Source organism: Gimesia chilikensis (assembly GCF_007744075.1).
GTDB lineage: Bacteria > Planctomycetota > Planctomycetia > Planctomycetales > Planctomycetaceae > Gimesia > Gimesia chilikensis_A.
Map to the genome: position 1 here is coordinate 6384008 of NZ_CP036266.1, position 20557 is coordinate 6404564.

The window sequence follows — 20557 nt, forward strand, 5'->3', positions numbered from 1 at the left end:
ACATCTCAGACCGAATATACCCGTTGTAACGGTTTCAGAGAGCATTCCCTGACAAATCAGGTTCCACTGTCTTGCGCTGCATCGTAGACGACTTTTCCATCCAGAACCGTCAGCAGGGGTTTGATCTGCTTGATCTCTTCCTCAGGACAGGTCAGATAGTCCCGATCCAGCACAACCAGGTCAGCCAGCTTGCCCGGTTCCAGCGTCCCCTTTTTATCCTCTTCAAAACTGATGTAGGCGGCATCGCTGGTCATGCAGCGAAGGGCCTGTTCCCGGCTCAGTTTCTGCTGAGGACCATACACGTCCCCGTAGATATCGCGCCGACTGACCGCGATATACAACGCCAGAAACGGATTGAAGGCGTTCATCGAATGATCGGGGTCAAAGCCATTCATGTGATCGCTGTTGATCGCCACCGGCACGCCGGCATCCACAAACATTTTGAGCCCCATGAAACGGTTCACCCACGACGGACCATAGACCTGATTGATGGCATCGGCGTCGCGATAGAACAGGTAGGTCTGCGTATCATAGCAGACCCCGAGGTTGTGCGAACGCTTGACTGATTCATTCGAGGGGAAGTAGGCATGCGTGATACAGAACCGACGCCCCTTGACGGGCAGCCGCTGATTCACCTCTTCCAGAGCTGAGAGAATTTCATTCACACTCCCGTCCCCGGTCGCATGACAACACATCTGCCAGCCCAGTTTCTGTCCCTCTTCAAAGATTTCCGCCATCAGCTCACGCGAATAAGCCAGGTCTCCCCGATAGTCAGGATCTTCGAGTACATAAAACTTGATTCGCTTTTCTCCGTAAGGTTCAGAAAGCCGGGTACTCCCCCAATGAATCCCGCCATCCACGGAGATCTTCAGCGGACCTACGCGAACCCAGTCGTCTCCGTCTCCGGTAATCAGTCCCAGTTTCTTTGTGAACTCCCGCACCGCCTCAGCGCTCCGCAGCTGTTCGCGAATCGTCATCGTCATCCGCACGGTCAGCTCATTCTGCTCCTTCAACAGCTCATATTCCCGATACTCGTCGACGCGCGAGCCCCGCTCCAGGATACTGGTAATACCAACAGAATTATAAATCGCATGCAGTTTCTTTAAAGCTTCCCGCGTCGCTTCGGGGGGAACGGTCTCCCGCGGAATCAGTTTGCTGATCGCACCGCCGCCCCCTTCCATCATTAAAGGTTTGCCTGCTTCATCGAAAATCACCTTAGCCCCCGCCAGCGTATCTCCCTCTTTTCGAATGCCGATCAATTCGAACCCGCGGGTGTTTAACACATTCTTACGGGCGATATTCATATAGACCGGATGTGTACTGCAGGCCGCATCCAGTTCTGCCGGGGTGGGACGTCGACGTTCTTTCAGCCGCGTAATATCGGTGCGGGGAACGGTGATCCAGCGTCCCGGGGGCACCTCTTTGACTTTTTCCCGAATCCAGGCCTGAATCTCTGCAACGGAATTCAATTCCTGATGCGGCTGAATCAACTCTCCGCGGGCCGCCCGCAGAGCATGAACGTGCGACTCAATCAATCCGGGAATCACAGTCTTACCGTCCAGGGAGACCACCTTTGTCTGTTCCCCCTGAAAAGCCTTCATCTCAGCATTTCTGCCTACCGCCAGGATTTTTCCGTCGCGAATGGCAATCGCTTCTGCGATCTGTGATTTGGAGTCGAGAGTAATGACCTTCCCGTTTTTGAAGATCAACGTCGCTGTCTCGGCGGAGACCATCGATGTAAACAGGCAGACAAACAGAACCAGGCAGGTGGAACGAAAGCAGTTCCGGAACAGGACAGACATAAGCACTCCAGCGGGATGAGATCAGGCGGGTTACCAGCAAGGTTCAGCCCCATTCCATCAACGGTGACTGATCTATACAGTGTAACCGGCCTCGCGCATCAGGAGCAACAATCCCGGAACGGTTTTCAGCGTAATCCCGCACACCCTGTCTGTCTGTAAAAAAACAATCTCCTGCGAGTGCTGTTCGAGATGATGGGAACCATCTGCAAACGTCACTGCAGGAGAGATATAACTGAGAATAAATGCGAGTTGCCTGAGCGTTCTGTCCTCAGATCAGGGATTGATCTGTCCCGGGAAGGGCTGCGGGCTTTTCACGTGGTAGCGTGCATATTCATATCGTCGATACAGCCCGGGCTGATATTCGTTGTTGCAATGCTTACCCCGGTACTGATGGTAAGAATAGAGGGGCCAGGGATACGTACTGCCTTTGGCCTGTTTTCCCCGGCTGGTTTCCTGGCACAGTTCACAAAACGAGAGAAACATCCGCCCCCCGCCTGCCTGGGCGTTCTGGACAGAAAGACCTGTTCCCCAAATCCCCAGTAGAACTGCTGATACAAATAATTTTTTCTGGAATCCGTTCATCATCTCTCCCATCCATTGGACCGCATGTTGCCAGGATAACTGCAATATTCGCCATACTACTCATCGGATCAGGAGCGCGGGCGAGATGAGAGAGTGCAGCCGGGATCGAATTCAGAGCGGATTTCCTGCTCGAATTCTACGGATGATTCCAGTTTTAACGGTTATTCCTGACGCTCAGGCCAGGCCGCGGGCCTGTTTTTTGAAGGCGATGATGTCATCCAGGATCGCATCCAGCTTCACGCTTGGTTTGCGTCCCAGTGTCTGCTCCAGCCGACCCAGGTCGGGAATCCGGCGCTGGACATCTTCGAAGTCTTCATTATAGGCCTTGTTATAAGGCAGGTAATCGACTTTAACGTCCGGGTTGACCTTAGCGATAATCGCTTCGGCCAGTCCTTTGATCGAAACCGGCTCATCACCGCCAATGTTATAAACCTGTCCGGAAGCAGAATCCAGATTGGTCAGATCGACCACGCAATCCACGATTTCGGAAACGTGTCCAAAGCAGCGGATCTGGGATCCATCATCAAACACAACTACCGGACCACCGTCCAGAGCCTGATCGATGAAACGGGGAATCACCATGCCGTATTGTCCCACCTGTCGGGGGCCCACCACGTTGAAAAAGCGGCCGATCCGCACATCCAGCCCGTATTTCTGGTGATAGGCCAGTGCCAGAAATTCGTCGATGGCCTTCGAGGCTCCATAAGCCCAGCGGGGTCGCGTCGTCGGTCCGAACTGCAGATCGTCTTCTTCGGTCCAGCGTTCTTTGGGGTTTTTGCCGTAAACTTCACTGGTGGAAGCCAGGAAAAATTTCTGTTTTCCCTGCACGGCGTGTCGCAGCAGCACTTCAGTTGGATAAATATTGGTCTCAATCGTACGTACCGGGTTATCTGCGACCAGTTTCACCCCGACGGCTGCCGCCATGTGATAAATTGTGTCAACGCCCTGCACCATTTCTGCCATCAGCACGGGGTCGGTAATCGACCCGGTCCGGAAGGTAAACTGCGGATGGTCGATAATCGCATCCAGGTTTTTCAAGAACCCGGTCGAGAGATCATCTACGGCTGTAACCTGTTGTCCCTGCTGAATTAATTGTTCACAGAGGTGACTGCCAATAAAGCCGGCCCCACCGGTAACGAGGCAATGAGACATAACGAAATTCTTTCTCGAGATAAGGAAAAAACCGCAGAACGGATAAATTCGGGCCAATGTCAGCGAAGGCTTAAAACAGTTTACACGCTAGAGTTGCATTTCGCTACGAACCTGCCATAATACGAACGTGTCATTAAGAATGACGCAACAAAAACATCGGATTTTCCGATGTATATTGAAAATCCGGGCGATTAGCTCAGTTGGCTAGAGCATCTCGTTTACACCGAGAGGGTCGGGGGTTCGAGTCCCTCATCGCCCACTTTCAGCAGGAAACTGTTGATTCAAACATAAAAAGCCCCTGTTTTACCAGTTAAAACAGGGGCTTTTTCTATTGGTTCTCGTCTTTGTCAGATCTGATCAGCTTATTTGACTTGAACAATGTTCAGATCTCAAGCCAGCAATCGTTGCACAACAGTCCCTTCGACATCGGTCAACCGGAAGTCGCGGCCCTGGAAGCGGTAGGTCAGTTCTTCATGATTCAGGCCGAACAGATGCAGAATCGTGGCGTGCAGGTCGTGGACGTGGATCGGATCTTTGGCGACGCCCCAGCCGATTTCGTCGGTCTCGCCGATCGTCTGGCCCCCCTTGATGCCCCCCCCCGCCATCCACATGCTGAAGGAATAAGGGTGATGGTCGCGGCCGGTGACTTTCTTGAAATTGACCCGGTTTTCTCCCAACGGCGTGCGGCCGAATTCGCCTCCCCAGACAACCAGGGTGTCTTCCAGCAGGCCACGGCGTTTGAGATCCTTGAGTAGAGCCGCAACTGGCTGATCGGAGATTTGAGTATAACGCTCCAACCCGCTGTCGAGTGAACTGTGATGATCCCAGGTGGAGAGGAACAGCGTCACGAAACGCACGCCCCGTTCGACCATCCGTCGTGCCAGCAGACAGTTGCGGGCGTAAGAACCGAGGAAACCGGCGGTGCCACTCTTCGAAGCCTCGTCGCGGGTCACGCCGTACTCTTCGAGTGTCGCTTTCGTCTCACCCGAAAGATCGAGCAGTTCCGGTGCAGTCTGCTGCATACGGAATGCGAGCTCGTACGCATTGATTCGGCTGGCAATTTCCGGATTCCCCACCTGCTCGAACCGCAGACCGTTTAATTCATTAATCGCCTGCAGGCTCCGCATTTGTGCTGCGGAAGAAACCTGTTGGGGTGTCTCCAGATTCAGAACCGGGCTTCCCTGATTCCGAAAGAGTGTGCCCGCATATTGCGAAGGGAGAAAACCGCTGGACCAGCTGGAGGCACCGCCGGGCAGACCGCGTCCCAATGTTGCCAGTACCACGTAGCCCGGCAGGTTTGAGGATTCGCTTCCCAGCCCATAGTTGAGCCACGAGCCCAGTGTGGGGCGCCCCTGCAGATCGGATCCGGTGAGCATCATCAGCTGGCCGGGCAGGTGATTAAACTGCTCACAGTGCATGGAACGGATCATGGCGATGTCGTCCACGCAGGTGCTCAGGTGAGGCAGCAGATCCGAAAGCTCCATGCCACACTCGCCGTAGCGTTTGAAGGTGCGCGGGCTCCCCATCAGGCGAGCGGCCTCTTTCTGAATGAAAGCAAACTTGATGTCTTTGAGCATCGACTCGGGCATCGGCTGACCATCGAGTTCATTCAGCTTCGGTTTGGGGTCGAACAGATCCATCTGGCTCGGCCCCCCTTCCATGAACAGATAGATGCAGCGTTTGGCCTTCGGGGCAAAGTGGGCCTGCGGCGCGGAAGTTTCGGAAGCGAGCAGGCCTTCCTCTTTCAGCAGTGAAGCCAGGGCCAGCGTTCCCAGACCACTGGCACCGGTGGCGAAGAACCGCCGCCGATTCAGCAGCGTCTGCTCAGAATGTGACTGTGGTGGAAACAGCATGATCAGTCTCTCGTAACAAATTCATCCAGGTTCATAATGATGCGTGCCAGCTGGACCATTGCGGTCTCTGCCGGCTTCTGCTGCGGTTTCATTTCAGCTTGCGTCGCTTCCGCCAGATGCAGCAGATCGCTCCAGGCAGACTGCAGGGCGACCGCTTCCGGCTCACCGGCAGGTCGCGACAGACAGCGGAGATACATTTCCTGAATCGCTGCGGAAATGTTGTCGGCGTGTTTCTCCTGCATCTGTTTTCCCAGTACTTCTGCACATTCGTAAAACATGGGACTATTGAGTAAGGTCAAAGCCTGCAGCGGTGTATTGGAACGTTCGCGTCGACTGCAGGAGACGGTCGCATCCGGAGCATCGAACGTCATCAGCATCGGGAACGGTACCGTCCGTTTAAAGACAATGTACATCCCCCGGCGATGACGGGCACTCCCCTGGGTGGCGGGCCATTTGACGCTCCGTCCTACATCGGTTACGAAGGCAGGCAGCGGCGGACGAATCCCCTTGCGGCCGATGGTTCGATCCAACAGACTGCTGGCGGTCAGATGAATATCGCGGATGATTTCCGCTTCGACACGAAAACTGTTCTGTCTCCAGAAAAGCAGATTGTTGACATCCTGGGGTACGTCACGTGCATTGGCGGCGGACGACATCTGATAGGCTGAAGACATCACGATCAGTTTGATCATCGCTTTGCGGCTCCAGTCACGTTGTCTGTATTCTGAAGCAAGCCAATCTAATAAAAGCGGATGTGTAGGCGTGGCTCCTTTAGTGCCAAAGTCGTTCGGCGTTGAGACGATGCCCCGTCCGAACAGATGCTGCCAGATGCGATTCACCGCCACCCGTGCGGTTAATGGGTTCTCTTCCCGGAAGAGCCAGTTGGCCAGATCGAGTCGATCGGGCGTCGGCTGACGCGACTGCAGGTCCGGCAGTACAGAGGGCGTCCCCGGACTGACCTTGTCTCCCGGCCGATTATAAACGCCGCGGACATGCACGAACGTTTCGCGACGGTCTTTGGTCCGTTCCGTGAAAATCGGGGCACGCGTAGAGGGGGCCTGCGGCCGGGAGGAGAGGAGTTTCCCCAGCCTGGCTGAGAGCTTATCCCACCCCTCTTTTTTCGTCTGATAAAACGGTTCCAGCTTTTTCAAATCGGACGAGCGTTTATAGCCCTTCAGAATCTTATCAATTTCCGTGCGCTGTTTTTCGGTAAGGTCTGCAATTTCGTAAGTCTTGATTTCCTGCTGACAGCGATCGTAATCGGGTTGCCAGTCAGCGAGAGCCTGCTGGTATTCCTGTTTTTCCCAGTCCCGCGTGACCTTCACCGTGGTCTCATCCGCGTTGTTAAAGAAAGAATACAGCTGGTAAAATTCGTTCTGCGAAATGGGATCATGTTTGTGATCGTGACACTCGGCACAGCCGAATGTCAGTCCCAGCCAGACCATGCCGGTCGTGTTGACACGGTCGACGATCTCTTTAGTCCGATAGAGTTCGAGATCTACGCCGGCTTCTGTGTTTTTCAGAGTATTGCGATGAAAGCCGGTCGCCACCTTTTGCGAAACGGTCGGCTTCTCAAACAGATCACCGGCTAACTGTTCTTTTGAAAACTGATCGATGGGCAGATCCTGATTGATCGCCTCGATGACCCACTCCCGATAAACCCAGACGTGCGGTCGTATGCTGTCCCCCAGGTAACCGGAACTGTCCGCATAGCGAGCCATGTCCAGCCAGTAGCGTCCCCAGCGTTCGCCAAAATGGGGTGAGGCCAGCAGTTTGTCGACGAGTTTTTCGTAGCTTTGAGGATCGGTATCGGCCACAAAGGCTTCGACTTCATCAGGTGGGGGGAGCAGTCCCACCAGATCCAGATACAGACGGCGGATCAACGTCCGTCGATTTGCAGGCGGAGCTGGCTGAACACCGGCCGCTTGCAGTCGTGAGGCAATAAACGCATCAATCGGGTTGCGAAGCGGGAACTGATCCGTCGATTGTACATCCATGGGAACCGCTGGTTGACTCAGCGGCGCGAGTGACCATAAGAGTGGTGCTTCCAGCTCCAGTTTTTCCGGCCAGACAGCACCCTCTTTGATCCAGCGACGGAGGATTGACTGCTCCTGTTCCGAGAGTGGAGGTGCCTCGCGCGGCATCTCTGCAACTCCGTTACTGGGAGTGATCAGATCCAACAGGTAGCTCGCGTCCGGATCTCCAGGATCCACGATCTCCCCACTTTCGCCCCCGTGTAATGTTGCGTCCAGGGAATGCAGCGATAGTTCCCCCTGTCGAACCCGTCTGTTATGGCAGACCAGACAATGCTGTTCCAGAATCGGTGCCACATCACGACGAAAGTCAACCGGCTCTGCAGCGCAGAACTGATTGCCAGCCATCAGGCACAGGCCACTCAGGAGAATGATCAATGTGGTCCGAATTCTCGAATCAGTCATAAATCAACGATCTTTCGGGTTGCTTGCGGGAGGCTGGGATCGTGAGGCAGGATAAACGCATTGGTGAGAAACCATTCTAACCCGAGTCTCTCACCTGAAACAACCCCCTTATGGGCTGCGTTCCACAGGGGGGGACAGACTGCTGGTTACGAGTCTTCTTTTTTCAACTGGGCAAACAGTTCCAGCAACATGTTTACAATTTTGGTACTGGCGTCCTTTTCTACGTAGTTGGTTCCCAGCCAGGTTTCATAACCGCCCAGCCGATGCTGATCGGGCGTGGGCAGATATCCGAACGAACCATTGGCCAGTTCGATGGTAAATGTGGGCTGGAAGGGGCTGCGTTCTTTGAGCTCCAGACCGGTTTCGGTAAACGTTTCAAAGGGAATCGCACAGATCCCCAGTGAGCCGATCCGCATCACCTGCAGCGGGACTTCGATCTGATCCGGTGCTTCCATGATTTTGGCAATCCGGTCTGCATAGATTTCTTCCCGTCGATGCTTTGCGCGATTCGCGTCCCCGGTTTCGGATTTGATTTTCTCGAAGTGTGCCAGCATCTCCGGCGTTGGTTTGCGGAGTTTCAAAGGGAGTTTGGCGGCAGCAGCCCCCAGCGGGACCCAATTGTGATACTTGATGGTCTGCTGTGCTTCATAGACGCGGCTGGCCACTTTCTCAGCGACTTCCTGCATTTTTTCATAACGCTGATAACGCTTGCCCCCCTTCTCGGTGAAATTGATGTTGTTGACATCACCACTGGTACCGTTGGATAAAATACCGACAAAAGGTGGCGACTGATCCTGAGCCCCCAGCTTCTGCTCAATGTATTTCGCAAAGTAGCCGAAGTAATCAGCCGAGACATCACCGGACTGCACGCCGCCTACGTAGTGCAGCGAGTAATTTGCCAGCAGAGCGATGGGGCGTCCCTTTTGACTTTGGATCGAAATAAAGCTGACCTGCGGGTCAGTCGGACCAGCCGGACGATCCAGGGCTTTATTTCCCCGCGGAGGATTCATGCGGACGCGATCCAGGCCACCAAAGGGATTGGTCAACAGGGAAGTGTCATTCACATACCAGCGACGATTAAAGACTTCTGACGGCTCATCGACCTGTCCCCAGCCAATTCGTGCCGGCTCCAGTTGATACAGGGCACGACGCACGCCATCCGAGATCCGGCTGGCCAGGAATTTCTGATACTCGGTGAATTCGGTTTCCCGCAGCACCTTGGAAGGCCCGCGGGCTGTGGTGGCGGAATGCGTGTGCGTTGAAGCCATCAGCAGATGTGATTTGGGAATGCTGGTATGCTTATGAACCTGCTCTTTCGCCAGGTCAAAGACCGATTCCGGAATCCCGACGTTATCGCAGAGCACGATCGCCAGTTTGACCTTACCATTATCGAGCACGATGCAGCGGGCATGCAATTCGTCGTGAATGCGTTTGGCGGGAATCGGTTTCCAGCCTCCCACAATCAGTTCGCCTAAGGGGGGAGTGATATTACTGGTGGCCGCTCCTGCCAGTAAGACAGGCTGTTTCTCTTCGGCCTGCGTTTTAACACACAAAGTCAGCGCCAGGGTAATGCAGATTGTTATTGGCAAGATGCGATACAGGTTCGAAAACATGTCCAGACTTCCTCTCGGATTCAATTCTTCAGATGCGACACCCTCTGCAGATCCTACTGCAGACTGATTTCATTCTAACCATCAACCAGCATTGATGCCAGAAGGAAGACCAGTTCAAACATGAGTCAGATACCGGCCGAACTGTTTTGGACAAAGACCGCTCCTTGTACAAGCCGTAGCTGAAATGGTTTTGATCCGTTAGAATCGAATATGCGTTCCAATCCAGGACCGGTTCCGAATCGGAACGTACGCCTCGATCCAAAGATTTGAAAGCCCATGAAATCAATACTGAGACATCCTGACGTGATCCCTGGTTTTCAGGTTTACCTGTCACTTACCAGCAACTGCTCTTTAACCGAGAGGAGTGTTGCCTGATGAACTCTGCAGACCACACCTCACCCGCCTGGTATCTGCTTGATGTCAATGCTGCGGCAGACCGACTGCACTCCCCTGAGCAGGGATTGACTTCCGCGGAGGTCGAATCCCGCCAGGCTGAGTACGGTCTGAATGAACTCGTTGAAAAACAACGAAAATCAGTCTGGATGATGTTTCTGGACCAGTTCAAAGATTTCATGATTCTGGTCCTGATCGCGGCTGCAGTCGTTTCCGGGATCATCGGCGAGCCAGCCGATACGATCGCCATCACCGTAATTGTGTTACTGAATGCCATCCTGGGGTTCGTACAGGAATATCGGGCCGAAAAAGCGATGGCAGCATTGAAGAAGATGGCCGCCCCTTCGGCCAATGTGCTGCGCGGAGGAAAAGTCACAACGCTTCCGGTGAATCAACTGGTTCCCGGCGACCGCGTCATCCTCGAAGCGGGGAACATTGTTCCTGCAGATATGAGACTGACGGAGGCGGTCCAACTGCAGATCGATGAAGCAGCTTTGACAGGGGAATCATTGGCGGTAGAGAAACAGACCGGCCTGCTTAGCGAAGAGGAACTTCCTCTCGGTGATCGAAAAAATCTTGTTTTTAAAGGAACACTGATTACCAAAGGTCACGGTCAGGGGATCGTCACTGAAACGGGAATGCGGACCCAACTGGGACAGATCGCTGCGCTGCTCCAGGACCAGGAACAGGGGCGCACACCACTCCAGAAACGACTGGCGACGTTCGGTCAGAAACTGGCTTATGCCATTTTCGCGATCTGTATCATCGTGTTCGTCGCAGGTCTGTTACGCGGTGAACCACCTTTGCTGATGCTGCTGACGGCAATCTCGCTGGCAGTCGCCGCCATTCCCGAAGCACTGCCTGCGGTGATCACGATTTCGCTGGCTCTAGGTGCCCGCAAGCTGGTTAAGCAGCAGGCACTGATTCGCAAACTCCCCGCGGTAGAGACCCTGGGATCAGTCTCGTATATCTGCACCGACAAGACAGGAACCCTCACCCAGAACCGGATGACGGTCGAGCAGGTTTACCTTGACAGTCAGATCCTCTCTACGGATAAACTCCCGAAAACCGAATCTGGTTCTTCAACCAGCCAAAGTCTCGCTGACAAACCGCACGCGGAATTACTACTCTCTGCCCTGGCACTCTGTAACGACACACGACTGGACGGCGATGACGAAGTCGTTGGTGATCCAACAGAAACAGCACTGTTTGAACTCGCCCGGGAAAAAGGTTTCCTGCGCGATGAGCTGGAATCCGCTTTTCCCCGCCTGGCTGAAATTCCATTCGATGCGGAACGCAAACTGATGACGACTTTTCATCCCTGGAGCGATGGGAAAGTCGTATCGATCACCAAAGGGGCTGCCGAAGAGATCGTTGCGCGTGCGACTCATCTCCATGCGAAAGCGGGACCGACCGACATCGACCAGAGCCAGGTGATGCAGCATACCGAACAGATCGCCGGCGAGGGATTGCGAACACTCGGCTTCGCTTTGCGGATCTGGGACGCTGTTCCAGAGTCTCTGATATCAGAAGAAGTTGAAGCAGACCTGGCCCTGGTGGGGCTGGTCGGCATGCTGGATCCTCCCCGTCCGGAAGCAGCCGAGTCGGTCGCCCTCTGTCGGACTGCAGGCATCCATCCAGTGATGATCACCGGAGACCACCCGCTGACCGCAGCAGTCATCGCCCGACGGGTGGGAATCATTGCTGAAGAGGAAACGGATTCGGTCATTACTGGAAAGGAACTCCAACCGCTTACACTGGAAGAGCTGGAAGCACGAGTGGAGAAAATTCGGGTTTATGCACGCGTTTCACCTCAACAGAAACTGAAGATTGTGCAGGCCTTACAGAATCGCGGTCACTTTGTGGCCATGACGGGAGACGGCGTTAATGATGCACCGGCCTTGAAACGGGCCGACATCGGAGTGGCAATGGGCATCACCGGCACAGATGTCTCCAAGGAAGCAGCGCACATGATTCTGCTGGACGATAATTTTTCGACGATCGTCAAAACGGTCAGAGAAGGACGGCGGATCTTTGACAACATTCGCAAGTTTATCAAATACACAATGACCAGCAACCTGGGTGAAATCTGGACGATCTTTCTGGCTCCCCTGCTCGGCTTGCCGATTCCGCTGCTGCCGATTCATATTCTGTGGATCAATCTGGTCACCGATGGTGTCCCCGGTCTGGCTTTGACGGCAGAGCCTGGTGAAAAAAATCTGATGCAACGGTCACCCCGTCATCCCCAGGAAAGCATTTTTGCCCACGGACTGGGCGCGCATATCATCTGGGTTGGATTATTGATGGGAGCGGTTTCGCTGTTTACTCAAGCCTGGTTTATCGATCGCAGTCAGGAACACTGGCAGACGATGGTCTTTACCGTCCTCTGCTTAAGTCAGATGGGCCATGTTCTGGCCATTCGCTCAGAACGGGAATCGTTCTTTTCGCAGGGGCCTTTTTCGAACAAGCCCCTGTTTGGAGCCGTTCTGCTGACATTCATTTTGCAGATGGCCACGATTTATATTCCGATTTTGAACGATGTCTTTAAGACCGCTCCCTTAACGGCGGCTGAGTTGGCCATCACGCTCGCGCTCTCTTCAATTGTGTTCATCGCAGTCGAAGTAGAAAAAACATTCAAGCGAAAAAAGAACTCTCACTGAAAAAATACGTAGAGAAAGAGAAAGCCCTCTTTACAGGAAAGTAAAGAGGGCTTTGCTAAGCTTCGGCGGTGCCTGAGATCAACTTGAATCTATCAGGCCGTGTCAGGATTAAAACTCACCCAGCACTTCTCCACCTTCTTTGGTTCCCAGGGCACCCCAGACACCATAAGGGCTCGGTGACAGGGCACTCGGGCTGGGACTGGCTGTGTTTAAGTTGCCGGTGTCGATATTGGAAGAAATGAAACGCACGGCACCATCGGCCATCAGCGCGTGAACCCCACCAGTGTGCATACTGGAAGGTGCCAATGCAGCATGAGTGGAATCGGCATTAACGTTGGTTCCTTCTGCACAGGAAGGTGCATTGGGAGGTAGAATTGTATTAAACGCACAACGTTCTGCCTGACCGTCCCATAAAGAAGTACCATGCCTCCCTTTAACGGATGTTCCACTGACCCAGCCGGAGCCAGAAGCGAGTGACATACAGGCTCCCGGGTTGGTTCGGGGGGCCTGCCCCATGGCGACACCTTCAACCCGATTGCGGCTGGCATTGGAGGTCGCAGGAGCATAGTTAGCACGCACATGCTCACTCATGGCGATGGTGTTACTGGTTCCATCGGTAATATCTCGTATGCGTGTTCCATTCCGATAGGGGAACATCCCACGAGAACTGGTTCCATTGATACTGGTCGCTGAATCTCCCAGAGAGAACACATAGTTATTGGTCCGAACGATCTGTTTGTTGCGCCCATCAGAAGGACAACGCAACATGGGAATCGATACGTTCCAGACACTCCAACCTGTCCAGGCTGAAGGTCCAAAAGGTGGATTAGTTGAATCACCGGCAGAAATTTTATTGAACAGAGGCGCCTGATCCATGTAGGGCAGAAGACCTACAAAACCACTCAATCGGGAAGAATTATTAATAGGTCCAGTGTTGGTCCCTCCACGACGCAGCACAAACATACCGAAAACGTCATGGTAATTGTGTAATGCTAATCCGAGTTGTTTCAAATTATTTTTACAGGTCGATCGACGGGCTGCTTCCCGTGCCTGTTGGACAGCTGGTAATAGTAACGCAATTAAAATTGCAATGATGGCAATCACAACCAGCAGTTCAATTAACGTAAAACCGCGGCGTCTTTCTCTTACAATGTTCTTCACCAAAGTACTCCTTATTTTTACTTACACTAGTCGAGAACCCTTTTCTCCAGTTCTTACAAGAGAATCATAGCGCTTACAGGATTCACTCATACCTGAGGCAAATTGAGACTTCTTCAAGATGCAGACCAGAAAACAACCTGAGCCACTTTGAGCAACCGTGGCTCCCCAGAACAGCAATATGCTTGGCGGGTTAATAGAAGGTAATTGATTTTGAAATGAGATAAGAGACAGATTCAGCATAGCTTAATTAAACAACTTCATTAAGCAATTATTGATATATCTCATTTAAACTCTCCACTTGATCATATTAGTGGTTTCTACCTGAATTTCAATACAGTTTATTGATCGATTGTTGATTTTATGCTGTCGGTTCACCTATGATCCCAGCAGAGTTGCGGGCACATCAATTTTCGCAAGATTACTTAATTTAACTATCAAAAATACCACTCAACACTTAAGCGAGAGAATGAAATGTTCACACTCAAACGAAGTAAAAGCCTCCTCTGCTGCGCTGCAATGATTTGCACAGCCAGTCTGTTAACCACTGGCTGTGGTGGAGGCCCTGAAGATGATCGTCCCGCGCGAACTGCCGTCTCAGGCACAGTTACCTATAACAGCGAACCCGTAGAGGAAGCTGTGATTGCTTTCATTCCCGTTGACCAGACTAAGGGACGCAATGCGAATGGACGCACCAATGCCGAGGGAGTGTTTCAAATGGGAACCTTTGAAGGTACTGATGGCGTCGTGCCTGGCGAATACAAAGTCATGATCACCAAATTTGAAACTGCTGAAACTCAAGAAGCGCTGCCGGAAGACGACCCCAATTACGATCCGAATCCCAAACCACAGCCTCCGCCAGAAAATCTGCTGCCGGAAAAATACGCCTCTGCAGAAAATTCAGGTCTGACCGTCACCGTCGAGGATGGTAATGAAATTACTGATCTCAAATTTGATCTGCAGGATTAAGTGACTGTCACTGCTTTCGAATACCACCTGCATCCTCCTAATCGGAAACGATAGCGATGCCACAGCGGTTTCTTCTGATCATTGCGTTTCAAACTCTGATTCTGCTTCCGCCGTCACAACTGACAGCGGAAGCTGCAGTAGTTCAACAGCCACAACGACCACCCGCAGTGGAAATCCTTCGGACCGTTGAGTCCCCAGGAGGTCATGGCAGGGAATTACACCGTCTGACAGTCTCCGGAACGGCCCGTAATGCTGAAGGTGCTCCAGTTAAAAACGCGACCATCTTTCTTGCCAACAGTTCCAAAAAGGTATCTGAAGTTTATATCCCCCGTAACTTCAACCTGCTGCGAGGTCAGGTGAAGACGGACGTGAACGGACACTATGAACTTCAAGATATTCAACTGCTCGTCAATCGAAATAAACACCAGCCCGGCCCCATCAATGGTAAATTTGTTCTCTTTGGAACTTCCCCGGACTATGGGTTCACCTGGCATCGCACCTGTCGCTATATCCCCATTGAGCGTCCTGAAAAACGCACTCCAATCGATCCGAGTGAAGGCGGCGCACTCAAGGTATTCTACCAAAACGAACCGATCATCCTCGATTTGACATTTGATCGACCAGCACAACTCAAAGGACGGATCTCTGATAAACAGGGGCGTCCTCTGGCTCATACGAGAATCAGCCTGGGGCATGGGAACCTTTATTCATCTGGTCGTGGTGGTCCCTGGAATTGTCAATTTCTGGGCAATCATAATCAGCCTCTTTCACAGCCGCTCTCCTTTGAGGCGATCGAACAACTCCCCAGAGAATTGCGTGAAACATACACCGACACGCATGGTAATTATGAATTCACAAACCTGAGACGCGATACCATCTATCTGGCTGAAGTCGATCCAGGACCAGCCTTTGATATTCAGCGATTCACCGTGGGTACTGCCAGTAAAAAACTGACGCGAGGCAGATGCAATTTCAGCGTGGGCTACGATGGAATCTTGAACCAGGAACTGGAATCTCCTCGCAGCACTACGATTCAGGTGCACCAGGCAGATACCGGCCTACCGCTGAATCATGTTCTTGTCTCAGCCCAACCGGGCAATGTGACCCGTAGAGCCGGTTTTCAGGCACGATCTGACAGCGAGGGGAATGCACGCCTGCAACTACTCCCAGGACAGTATCAACTGATTGCAGAACCCACACCGGACGAGCCCTTCTGTTTTTTCAACGAATCATTTTCAGTTTCGGATCAGAGCGAGGAAGCGCATCATCGGATCAAACTCAGACAGGCTGCGGTTGTAATCCTGAGAGCAGTTAATGCGGAGACGGGAGAACCGCTGCCTGGCATCCGCTTCAATCAGCAGAAGCAAGACTCCGAAAAAGTCTATCCGGTTTCAACTCAGACCGTCTATCTGGATTATCCGAAGACAAACTCTGCAGGAGAAATTCAAGCCTTCCTGGAACCGGGAACATACTGGTTTACAGTGGCTGATCCCTTCACATCTAAATCTTCAATTGTAAAACTCCCGGTACCAGGTAATCCGGTCAAGCTGACAGCTGGTGAAGCAACTACGGTTGAGTTTCCGCTCTCTCCAGCACAGATACGCGTTTTATTACCACTCACAGCACCATTTCGACCAGAGCGTGTTTCCAGCCTGCCCGCAATCGTACAGGAACACAAACACAGACAGGAACAGATACTGCAACAATCCAATCTGCAGGTGATGGTTCGCGAGCTGTTTTTCAACTGGAAGAACATCGATTCTCAGGGATTACTCCAGGAACTTCATTCTCTGCCTCCAGAGGACGTGCCTGAGATAATCAATCTGATGGAAAAATATCGGGGAGAAAAGTTATCTCAACGAAAATACTCCCTGTTAACGAATGGCGTTATTCATCGTGAGAGCATTTTTAATACCGTTCCCATACAGGAAGAAGCTAATACCTTACATGGTCAGCAGGTTACTCCCTCTGCCGTTCATTCGTACGACGGTAGATTTCTTCTGGGACATAATCCCGGTAACAGTGCCAGGGTTAGCCAAAGCCGCACCCCCTTCGTCAGAACGGTTTCCAGTCTGTGCGACTGGACTTCGCTGACTCAAAGGCAGACCATCGTCGAAAAATCCGGAATCTCAACGCATCAACGCGGGCAACAGTCCGTCTGTGAAATGGAGACGGGTGAGTTTTTCAGTCGATTAATCTTCGATACAGATTCCGGTTTTCTCTACTCTAATCATCATCACGATAAACGCAGAGCAACTCAGATAACCACGCTGTTCTTTGCCCCTGCCAAACTGGAGAATGGTCTCATGCTGCCTCGCCTTTCGATCACCATTCAACTGATGCGTGACAGATTGATTACCCTGAGAATTTTCCAGCTTGATCAGGTTCGGCTGCATCCCAGGTTTCCTGTTGACGCATTCTCGATCTCCTTACCAGCGGGAACACATATTCTCGACTCCCGACACATTCCCGCTGGCTCATCACGATACGGTCAACTCCGACCAGTTCAGTTTACGGAACGAAATCCGATCACTGACTTTGCAGCCTACCTGCAACGACACCCTCACCTCAAGCCACCAGCCAGTCCTGAAAAAACAGATCAATAATCCTCCCTGCTGGCCTTGCACATACCGCCTTTACACAAAAGCAAATTTGCATTCCCGGTTCACCTGTGTATACTGACAGAACCACCCCAGATGAACACGCGGCTAGCGTGTATCGTTCGCTGAGGCAATTACTGTAAGGAGCACGGGAATGAGTCTATTCAGGGTTACCGGCAAGGGGTCACAATTCATATCAACGCGATCACTGTATTCACTCTTCGCGATCGTATTCTTATCTCTCTGGGGATCTGCATTACAGTCAGCAGAACCTCAAAGCATTCAGGAAAGTTCTCCAGTCCAACTGGCGCTGAAACCTGAACTCGGCTCAGCCGATAAGACAAAACAGCAGTCAGAGAAAAAACGACCTCCCCAGGTAGAAATTCTACAGACTATAGAGGATGGTGGGGGCTATGGAGCAGAACTGCATCGAGTCAGCATTTCAGGAACCGCACGCACTTTTGACGGTACCCCACTGAAAAATGCAACCATTTATGTGGGGTCGGCAGCCAGACGCATGCCGGGCGGCTTTGAAATGTTGCGCGGCCAGACGCGAACTGACGAAACAGGCCATTACGAACTGAAAGACATTCAACTCCTCGTAAATCGCGAACGTCCCAATCCGATTCCGAAACCTGCAGAAGGCAGATTCGAGGTCTTCGGTATCTGCGATGGATACGGTTTCACCTGGCATGAGACCTGTTATTACCGTCCCGATACGCGCCCCCAGGGAACCGAACTGGGCGATAAAAATGCGCGTGCTACCGAGAATGCGTTTTATCTCGATGAACCGTTGATTGTCGATCTGATGTTTGACCGCCCTGCTCTGCTCAAAGGCCACATCACCGACAAACAGGGGCACCCACTCGCCAATGCTAAAGTACAACTGGGGCTTATTGACAGTCAACGAAATCCTGCAGGCTGGGGCATAAGCTCGTGTCGATTTCTGGGAAATGACAACCAGCCGATCAAAGACCCCTTCAGTTTCTCCAGCATCCGTGTTCTGCCCGCAGAATTTCGAGAAACACACACCGATGCAGAAGGTTTCTACGAATTCAAACAACTCCGTCGTGATACCAGTTATCTTACGCGAATCGACCCTGGCCCCACTTTTGATCCCTGGCAATCCACTATAGTCACCTCTCCTGCAGAGAAGGCAAACAACAAACGTCGGGGAGCGGTAGGCTACTCGGGAGAATTGAACCGGGAGTTTTTCGCGCCCCGCAATGTAACAGTACAAGTAGTGCAAGAGCAGACTGAGCAGCCGGTCGCAGGCGTGTTGGTGACAGCGCGATCTATCGGTCCCATTCGTCGCGCCGGGATTCAAGCCCGATCGGACAGCCGGGGTAATGCCCGTCTGCAACTGGTGCCCGGCGAATACAAATTAATCACTGAGCCCCAACCGGATCAGCCATTTTATTTTCAGAGCGAACAGTTTTTCGTAAAAGAGCAGCACGGCCCTGTTCAGCATACGTTTAAATTAAGACCAGCGGCGACTGTCATCTTAAAAGCCGTCGATGCGCAGACTGGCCAGCCGATTCCCGGAGTGCGGTTTAACTATGAATCTCCCGATTCCAGCGATCCACGGCCTGTTTCTACTCAGTCGGTCTATGTGGATTATCCCAAAACAAACTCTGCCGGTGAAATCCAGGCTTTCATGACACCCGGCCAGCGACGGTTCGTCGTAGCAGAACCATTAACGCTGGCACAAGCTGAGGGGAGCCGGGGCGAATTAATCAAACTCCCCGCAGGCGAAGTGACCACAGTCGAATTCAAATTAAGCCAGCCGCAATTCGTGGATGCCGAAACATTCAGAGAAGAGGTCAAACCGAATCCCGATTCGATCTATCCACCCGAATTACAGTTAAAATGGCACAGGCAGTCCGAACTGCTGCGAGGTTCCTCTATGCGGGTGACGGCGCAATTGATGCTGGGACGACAACCCGGCCTGGATACGAAAGGCCTGCTCAAAGACCTGCGTGCGCTGGATCCCTACCAGATACCTGATATCGACGCGCTGCTTAAAAAACACGGCGGAGAAATCAAACGGGGAGGCCGAACGATCATGACTTCGACCGGTCAATTCCACAAAGAAGAACGCCTGTATGAATGGCGCAAGCATCTCTATGATGCACAGGGGAGACTCCTGCCCGACAGTATTTCATTCCGGGATGGATGGGAGACATTAACGTATGATGTTTCCAATAATCAGGCCTCGGTGTACCGGAGAAATTTTTTACATATCCATACTCCTAATGACTTCACGGACTGGCCTACCCTGCGTTTCCAGCGTCCAGCCCCTGAAGACCGGCCCAGGCCCGAAGTGGAAATCGAACAGTCAGGGCGACGCACGATCTACACAACTCAGACGGATTCGGAAAGCCGGGGACAGAAATTAACGTATCTCCAAAGACGTGTTTTTGACCGGGACACCGGTTTCATTTTTGAAAGTTATCTGGAAGAACCAAAATTTGATGTAGAGCGTGTTTCCCTCGCTTTCGCCCCACAGGAGCAGAACAACGGTCTGCTCCTGCCGCGCTTCTATATGAGCTGGCAACGCTACCGGGGTAGACTGAATTTAGTACAAATCTTTGAAATTGAAAAAGTCGAACTCTTCGACCAGTTGCCCCCCGATGCATTTGCCGTTGCGATACCTCCGGGAGCGGTTTTCGTCGACTCCCGCCACCTTTCTCCGGAGGCTTCCAGGACTAGACCAGGTCGCCCCTATACGACGACGCTAAGAGGTCCCGTCACAGATTTTGCCGCGTATCTGCAGCGTCATCCCCGGCACACCCCTAAGCTCGAACAGCAGGTGCACTACGGCAGGCCAGCTCCTGAAATCAAACCTGTCAGCTGGATGACGCGCGAAGGTGTCTCCGCTCCGCCGGATACGAAAGGCAAGGTCGTGCTGATAGAATTCTGGGGCACCCACTGTGGCCCCTGCATCTCACAACTGCCGGAAGTTCGGACCGCCGCCCGTTACTACGCAGACCAGCCGTTCGTGTTAATTGGCATGCACGACAGCCATACCAGCGTTGCGGAATTGCAGGAGTTCGCACAAAAAGAAGAGCTCGACTTCCAGTTGGCCATCGACCGTCCTTCGACCCGCAAAGGATTCTTTGGTGAAACCATTCGCAATTTCAACGTACGCGGAATTCCCTCTGCAGCCGTCATCGATCAACAGGGAAACGTGGCTTATGTGGGGCACTTCAGCGAAGCTTTGAAGACAGTCGATCGCCTGTTGAAAGAGAAAAAGTGACACCATAATCCCACCTGCCTCACTGGCTCCATTGCGCACATGGATATTCTGTGCTCACAGTTTCTCTGCGTCTTCTGT

At 52.5% G+C, this 20557-nt stretch carries 11 protein-coding genes and 1 tRNA gene; 5 read left to right on the forward strand and 7 right to left on the reverse strand.

The features are described from left to right. Window positions 1-56: 56 nt before the first annotated feature. From HG66A1_RS23990 to HG66A1_RS24000, 3 genes are all read right to left on the reverse strand, one after another. On the reverse strand, window positions 57-1802 hold the full coding sequence (locus HG66A1_RS23990; RefSeq protein WP_145190112.1) for an amidohydrolase: 1746 nt from the start codon (window positions 1800-1802) through the stop codon (window positions 57-59). 273 nt (window positions 1803-2075) lie between these two features. Next, complete coding sequence (locus tag HG66A1_RS23995; protein ID WP_145190115.1) at window positions 2076-2387, reverse strand: hypothetical protein; 312 nt, start codon at window positions 2385-2387, stop codon at window positions 2076-2078. A 171-nt stretch (window positions 2388-2558) separates the two neighbouring features. Further along, window positions 2559-3536 (reverse strand): NAD-dependent epimerase/dehydratase family protein, encoded by a 978-nt coding sequence (locus HG66A1_RS24000; protein ID WP_145190118.1) that lies wholly within the window; start codon window positions 3534-3536, stop codon window positions 2559-2561. A 185-nt stretch (window positions 3537-3721) separates the two neighbouring features. Between HG66A1_RS24000 and HG66A1_RS24005 the strand changes: the two genes are divergently transcribed. Beyond that, a tRNA-Val gene (locus tag HG66A1_RS24005) sits at window positions 3722-3795 on the forward strand. A gap of 130 nt (window positions 3796-3925) precedes the next feature. Here HG66A1_RS24005 and HG66A1_RS24010 read toward each other — a convergent pair. The 3 genes from HG66A1_RS24010 to HG66A1_RS24020 form a co-directional block, all read right to left on the reverse strand. After that, window positions 3926-5389: a DUF1501 domain-containing protein gene (locus HG66A1_RS24010; protein WP_145043128.1), complete on the reverse strand. Its 1464-nt coding sequence runs from the start codon at window positions 5387-5389 to the stop codon at window positions 3926-3928. Window positions 5390-5391: 2 nt separating this feature from the next. Next, the gene (locus tag HG66A1_RS24015) at window positions 5392-7827 is read right to left on the reverse strand and encodes a PSD1 and planctomycete cytochrome C domain-containing protein (protein ID WP_145190121.1); all 2436 of its coding nucleotides are present in this window, start codon (window positions 7825-7827) and stop codon (window positions 5392-5394) included. Between the two features lie 146 nt (window positions 7828-7973). Beyond that, on the reverse strand, window positions 7974-9446 hold the full coding sequence (locus HG66A1_RS24020; RefSeq protein ID WP_409999487.1) for a neutral/alkaline non-lysosomal ceramidase N-terminal domain-containing protein: 1473 nt from the start codon (window positions 9444-9446) through the stop codon (window positions 7974-7976). 368 nt (window positions 9447-9814) lie between these two features. Between HG66A1_RS24020 and HG66A1_RS24025 the strand changes: the two genes are divergently transcribed. Continuing rightward, on the forward strand, window positions 9815-12493 hold the full coding sequence (locus HG66A1_RS24025) for a cation-translocating P-type ATPase (RefSeq protein WP_145190126.1): 2679 nt from the start codon (window positions 9815-9817) through the stop codon (window positions 12491-12493). A 108-nt stretch (window positions 12494-12601) separates the two neighbouring features. Here the strand turns inward: HG66A1_RS24025 and HG66A1_RS24030 are convergent, their stop codons facing one another. Beyond that, window positions 12602-13654: a DUF1559 domain-containing protein gene (locus HG66A1_RS24030; protein WP_315851616.1), complete on the reverse strand. Its 1053-nt coding sequence runs from the start codon at window positions 13652-13654 to the stop codon at window positions 12602-12604. A gap of 471 nt (window positions 13655-14125) precedes the next feature. Here HG66A1_RS24030 and HG66A1_RS24035 point away from each other — a divergent pair, with 471 nt between their 5' ends. The 3 genes from HG66A1_RS24035 (at window position 14126) to HG66A1_RS24045 (ending at window position 20479) form a co-directional block, all read left to right on the forward strand. Then, window positions 14126-14620 carry a carboxypeptidase-like regulatory domain-containing protein gene (locus HG66A1_RS24035; protein ID WP_232106658.1) on the forward strand — a complete coding sequence of 165 codons (495 nt, stop codon included), beginning with the start codon at window positions 14126-14128 and terminating at the stop codon, window positions 14618-14620. 56 nt (window positions 14621-14676) lie between these two features. Further along, window positions 14677-17226, forward strand: coding sequence for a hypothetical protein (locus HG66A1_RS24040; RefSeq protein WP_145190132.1), 2550 nt, complete (start codon window positions 14677-14679; stop codon window positions 17224-17226). A gap of 148 nt (window positions 17227-17374) precedes the next feature. Continuing rightward, window positions 17375-20479: a TlpA disulfide reductase family protein gene (locus HG66A1_RS24045; protein WP_145190135.1), complete on the forward strand. Its 3105-nt coding sequence runs from the start codon at window positions 17375-17377 to the stop codon at window positions 20477-20479. Window positions 20480-20557: the final 78 nt, after the last annotated feature.

Bases quoted from the DNA above. Each gene is read 5' to 3' on its own strand.
- HG66A1_RS24045 (WP_145190135.1), top strand. From the start codon at position 17,375: ATGAGTCTATTCAGGGTTACCGGCAAGGGGTCACAATTCATATCAACG.
- HG66A1_RS24040 (WP_145190132.1), top strand. From the start codon at position 14,677: ATGCCACAGCGGTTTCTTCTGATCATTGCGTTTCAAACTCTGATTCTG.
- HG66A1_RS23990 (WP_145190112.1), bottom strand. From the start codon at position 1,802: ATGTCTGTCCTGTTCCGGAACTGCTTTCGTTCCACCTGCCTGGTTCTG.
- HG66A1_RS24000 (WP_145190118.1), bottom strand. From the start codon at position 3,536: ATGTCTCATTGCCTCGTTACCGGTGGGGCCGGCTTTATTGGCAGTCAC.
- HG66A1_RS24035 (WP_232106658.1), top strand. From the start codon at position 14,126: ATGTTCACACTCAAACGAAGTAAAAGCCTCCTCTGCTGCGCTGCAATG.
- HG66A1_RS24025 (WP_145190126.1), top strand. From the start codon at position 9,815: ATGAACTCTGCAGACCACACCTCACCCGCCTGGTATCTGCTTGATGTC.
- HG66A1_RS24010 (WP_145043128.1), bottom strand. From the start codon at position 5,389: ATGCTGTTTCCACCACAGTCACATTCTGAGCAGACGCTGCTGAATCGG.
- HG66A1_RS23995 (WP_145190115.1), bottom strand. From the start codon at position 2,387: ATGATGAACGGATTCCAGAAAAAATTATTTGTATCAGCAGTTCTACTG.
- HG66A1_RS24015 (WP_145190121.1), bottom strand. From the start codon at position 7,827: ATGACTGATTCGAGAATTCGGACCACATTGATCATTCTCCTGAGTGGC.